A 3,942-nucleotide genomic window follows, 5' to 3' on the forward strand; every position below is an offset into this window, starting at 1 on the left:
TGCTTTATATTCTACCATGCTGTGCCTAGATTGTGAACCTTCTTTTTTTCTGTTACCCCGATTTATTGAGCGGATACATTTACAGGAAGATCCGTAAAACTTAAGAATGGAATGCTGCGATTCCCTCTGGGAAGCAAGGTTAAAGCGTGGTTTGGGTTAGATGCGTTTTTCCTGCCAATACCATCTAATCTAGATTTTAAGACCATTCGAGAGTATCGTATCCTTCCCCGGAATGGCTGTTTTTACTTGGAATTGATTTACAAGACAGAGGATGTTCAAGCGAATGTAGACCCTGCTAGATGCTTGGCGATCGACCACGGAATAGACAACTGGCTAACCTGCGTTAGCAATATAGGTACAAGTTTTATTGTTGACGGCAAGCATCTCAAGTCCCTCAACCAAGGATACAACAAACGAGTAGCTTTTCTCATGAAAGGGAAGGTCAATGGCTACTGGTCTAAACGGTTGGCAGGATTAACTGAAAAGCGTAACCGCCAAATGCGAGACGCGGTTAATAAAGCGGCAAGAAAAGTAATTCAACACTGCTTAGAAAACCAAATTGGTGTAGTTATTTTTGGCTGGAACAAGGGGCAAAAAGAGTCTGCCAATATGGGAAGCAAAACTAATCAAAAATTTGTGCAAATTCCTACGGGCAGACTGAAAGATAGAATAGTTCAATTGTGCGAGCAATACGGTTTAAGTTTTGTTGAAACCGAAGAATCGTATTCTTCTAAAGCTTCGTTTGTCGATAATGATCTGCTACCTAAATTCGGCGAAAAACCCGAGTGCGATTCGTTCAGTCGAAACCTAGTAATAGGGGGGATGACTGGCATTTATTGAGTAACCCGCAAGGGTAGAGTTCGCCCTGGTGGGAAACCAAGCCTGCAAGTGGGATAAGTCGTTGTTGACGCTTCCCGAATATGCTTGAAAGGGGTCGCTCTCCAAAGCAACGAAAGTTCGTAAAACGTACAGTTCATCCAATTTGAGTCCATCTAATCGATTGATTAGGGATTCTAGGGAATATTTTCGGGGCGTTGTGTGTCCCGCAATCCCTTGCTCCTCCAGTTGCCACCAACTAATCACCTTGGCTCGTTCGACGGCACAAAAAATCTCTGACTTGCGGACGCACACATAAACCGGCTGTCCGTCTTCCTTGAGCAAATTATCTTGATCATCCAACAAACAACCGGTGATGGTTTCAGAGTGAACGTCGGTCACTTCCATGCGTCCCACTGCGGTGGTAACGCGGGGATTGGGTATTTCTACAAAGCTTTGGGCGGGTTGCGATGGCTGCCCGTAATCTGCGAACATAGAGGAAATCTCCATTGTGAGTGCCACACCCCGCCCCAGAAGATTGCGAGTCAGAGGGGGCGGGGTTTGGTTTTGGTGTTAAACTATGTCTGTGTATGCACATACATAGTTATGTATGCACAGGCATAACACTTTTGCTTCTGGGTTGTCAAGCCCTATGATGAAAATTGTTATTTTGTGCATACACAGACATGGCCAGAAAACCCGCAGAACGCAGCGCTTGGGGCGAAAACAAAGAGCGTTACAGCATTTTTGTAACTCCCACCGCGATGAAAGCGATCGACACCAGGGCTGAGGCTCTCGACATCTCGCGCTCTGAATTCTTGGAACAGTTCGCCCGTCAGATGGTGGGGATGACCGATGCTGAACTAAAAAAGGAGGATAGGGAGGAATTGACCAAAAGTTTTGGAGCAGAGTATCGCATTAGCCCGCGAAGAACTTGCTGGCAGGGGTTTGTTTCTCAAGCGCAAGGCTAAGGGTGATCGCGCCCAACTGCTAAAAAATCAAATTATGGAATGGGAAACACTACTTGAAAAACTAAGTTGAACTTTCGGTATACACCAAAACTCGCCTGTCTGAAGTTTGGTGTATACCCGACATTCGACGCACGCACAGTATCTCAGGATTATTATTTATGGCCGAATCAGTGAGAGCAATTAGAGCCGGGCGTGCAGATAGGTTCCCTAACAGTGGATGGGTTCATGCTGACAGACGGCTCGTATCGGATGTCCTTAACTCAGGCCGGTGAATGCGTGGGTAAAACCGCTCAAGGCATTTCAAACTTTTTGAATTCAAAGACCCTCAAACGTTTACTGGGAGAGACTGGAGGCATTTCAAACTTGTCGTGGCGAAAACGGTTGGTTTAACAGGTTGCACTCTGAGGTACGACCTAGGCTATAAGCCTTGCAACTCGGATGTTTAACAGGTTGCACAACCATCGGTAAGTGGGATGGAAGACTAATGAAATAGATAACTGTCTAGCAAGGGAGAAAAAACTCAGTGACCGAATCAATTAAGGCTGTTACCGCCACCATCCAACTCAGCGACGCCCTACCTCTTGACGGGTACATGATGCCAGATGGAGAATTTCGGGCCGGCATCGTTGGCACTTCCGTATTACTTGGTTATCAAAGAGACTGGTTTTTGGTGCTACCCTCTAAAGCTCCCAATAAGCTAAAAGCTTTACAAGAAGCTGGTTTTAGGTACGACCCTCAGTCAGTATCTATACAGAGACAAGGTAGAGGTGGCGCAACAAAAGCACAAACTATCAGCTTGCGAGAACTGACAACTCTAATAGCTCTTGAATCACTGCAAGGTAACAAACGGGCGATCGCCCTTCAAGCGGCCTTTACCCTAGAAGGACTGGACTCTCGGTTCAGAGATGCTTTTGGGGTACAGCAGCGGACACCATCCGAAAAGCGGCGGTTCTTTGGTCTGACTTATAAAAAACATTCAGTAAGCGGAAAACTCAGAGGCTTCAGCCCTGAGATGCAAGCGACACGGGCGGTTTTAACCGCCGTAAATCTTTCTTAATTCCTAACACTTGAAAACAGATAAACACGTTAAAATATAAACAACGAGGTGAGCGCAATTGTTGACAAATTACGTTTACAAGTTACGTCCCAATCAAACACAAGCATTAAAAATATCTGCTTGGGTAGATATGTTGCGAAGTCACTATAACTGGTGTCTCAACGACAGAATGACTCAATACTACCAGCAGTTCATTGAAGGCAATTACTGTGACATCAGAACGAAAGGCGAAGCTTCACCATTGACCTGCTTCGTAAGTAAAAGTGGCGCAACTGGAAATCCCTGGAAAGACTCTAAGCTTGACTTTGAAGGTAAAGCTAGAAATCCTCGTCGAAGTGCTGGTGACATTCAAATAACAGCATTGCCTGAGTTGAAAATAGCTAGACCTTGGTATAACGGCATTGACTCAACAGTTTTACAACAGAATGTCAAACGCTTAGACATTGCCTACAAAAATTTTTTTGAAGGTAGAGGATTCCCGAAATTCAAAAATCGGAGTAACTTTACTTCTTTTACCTTCGTAATGGGAGTAAAAATCAAGGGCAATAAAATTTACCTACCAAAACTGGGCTGGATTCGGTTTTACAACTCTCGCCCAATCTCAGATGGATTTACTATCAAGGTTTGTGCGGTTAGAAAGCGCCAGAATGGTTGGTATATTTCCGTGAGGATAGAGGATAAGTCTGTACCTGAATACAGTGCTATTTCTGTTGCCGATAGCCCCAAAGTAATAGGTTGCGACTTGGGAATCACTAAACTGGTTCATCTTTCTGATGGATACCAAATTGAAAATCCCAAGTTTTCGACAAACAAAAAAGCTAAACGTACCCTGAAAATTAGACAGAGACGGGTTATCCGCAAAACAAAAGGCAGTAAAAACCGCAAAAAAGCAGCTATCAGAGTCAGCAGATTCCATCAAAAGATTGGTGATAAACGCCAAGCATATCAATGGAAAACTGCGAATTTAATAGTATCTCGTAATATTGATATAATCGCCTTAGAAGATTTGAACATCTCTGGGAGTGCGATTCGTTGATTAGTGAATCTCGGTAATCAATCCGTAAATAACTAATCCAGTGAAACTTGACCCCTAGGTTG

The 3,942-nt window shown here is 44.2% G+C and carries 4 protein-coding genes and 1 pseudogene; 4 read left to right on the top strand and 1 reads right to left on the bottom strand.

Translation table 11 applies throughout. From position 1 onward, the window contains the following. Nucleotides 1-108: 108 nt before the first annotated feature. Nucleotides 109-840: pseudogene (locus tag QUB13_RS30175) on the top strand (RNA-guided endonuclease InsQ/TnpB family protein); the annotation flags it as partial. Here QUB13_RS30175 and QUB13_RS30180 read toward each other — a convergent pair. Continuing rightward, complete coding sequence (locus tag QUB13_RS30180) at nt 808-1,311, bottom strand: hypothetical protein (RefSeq protein ID WP_333388709.1); 504 nt, start codon at nt 1,309-1,311, stop codon at nt 808-810. The pseudogene QUB13_RS30175 and the gene QUB13_RS30180 sit on opposite strands and share 33 nt — an antisense overlap. A 191-nt stretch (nt 1,312-1,502) precedes the next feature. Between QUB13_RS30180 and QUB13_RS30185 the strand changes: the two genes are divergently transcribed. The 3 genes from QUB13_RS30185 (at nt 1,503) to QUB13_RS30195 (ending at nt 3,880) form a co-directional block, all read left to right on the top strand. Continuing rightward, nucleotides 1,503-1,787 carry a hypothetical protein gene (locus QUB13_RS30185; RefSeq protein ID WP_333388712.1) on the top strand — a complete coding sequence of 95 codons (285 nt, stop codon included), beginning with the start codon at nt 1,503-1,505 and terminating at the stop codon, nt 1,785-1,787. 523 nt (nt 1,788-2,310) lie between these two features. Further along, on the top strand, nt 2,311-2,844 hold the full coding sequence (locus tag QUB13_RS30190) for a hypothetical protein (RefSeq protein ID WP_333388715.1): 534 nt from the start codon (nt 2,311-2,313) through the stop codon (nt 2,842-2,844). Nucleotides 2,845-2,905: 61 nt separating this feature from the next. Further along, on the top strand, nt 2,906-3,880 hold the full coding sequence (locus QUB13_RS30195) for an RNA-guided endonuclease InsQ/TnpB family protein (protein WP_333388718.1): 975 nt from the start codon (nt 2,906-2,908) through the stop codon (nt 3,878-3,880). Nucleotides 3,881-3,942: the final 62 nt, after the last annotated feature.

Source organism: Microcoleus sp. B4-D4 (genome assembly GCF_036705185.1).
Lineage (GTDB): Bacteria > Cyanobacteriota > Cyanobacteriia > Cyanobacteriales > Microcoleaceae > Microcoleus.